This window comes from Vibrio sp. OPT18, assembly GCF_015163615.1.
GTDB classification, from domain to species: domain Bacteria; phylum Pseudomonadota; class Gammaproteobacteria; order Enterobacterales; family Vibrionaceae; genus Vibrio; species Vibrio coralliirubri.
On sequence record NZ_JADDYK010000063.1, the window covers coordinates 103,447 to 104,281 of the forward strand.

Genomic DNA, 835 nt, shown 5'->3' on the forward strand with positions numbered 1-835 from the left:
ATACGCGCGGCTGAGTTTGAGGTTCCTAACCTTGAGGATGTTCAGAAACTACTGAGTCGTTTAGAGGCGACCAATGTTGTTGATGAACTGAACCTTGATGAGTTGATGGATCAGAACACCCAGAAAATCGCCCAGCAAGCTGACATGCAAATGTTTGATGCTGCGGTTGAGTCTGTTCAAGTGTTCGAAGAGCCAGAGATTCAGGATTGGAATCTTCCAGAACCCGATTTATCAATTGTTGTAGAGCCACCTGTTGAATTGCAGCAAATTGAAGAGTTAGCGACGGAACAAGTAGAAGTTAAGGCTGTTGAGCCTGAAGTTGATGTTCCTGAGCCCGAAACAGTTATTGAACCCGAAACTCAAGCCGGAGGTGCTGACCAGTTTACCTCTTGGGAAAGTACGGTTCGCACAGAAGATTTTCAAGTACTGTATTTCGATGTGAACGGTGTGACCTTTGCGGTGCCGCTTGATGAACTCGGTGGTATCCATCGCCTAGAAGAGGTCAATCACATTATTGGTAAACCGACTTGGTATTTGGGGTTACAAACCAACCGTGATAGTCAGCTAGATGTGGTCGATACCGCAAAATGGGTGATGTCTGAGAAACTATCAGGTGACGAATACAAAGAAAACTATCAATATATAGTGATGCTTGGAGAAAGCTTGTGGGGCCTTGCAGGCACTGAGCTCAAAGGCACCGAGTTGCTGAATACAGATAAAGTACGCTGGCGAGAAACGGCGGGAAAACGCCCTTGGCTCGCTGGGATGGTAAAAGAAAAAATGTGTGCTTTGATCCATGTCGAAGCATTAATCGCCATGCTAAACGCAGGGCTAG

At 46.2% G+C, this 835-nt stretch carries 1 protein-coding gene; it reads left to right on the forward strand.

The genetic code is table 11. The annotated features are described in order from the left end of the window. Window positions 1-835 (forward strand): chemotaxis protein CheW (locus IQQ51_RS17640; RefSeq protein WP_193841682.1); only part of this gene is annotated, 835 nt, incomplete at both ends.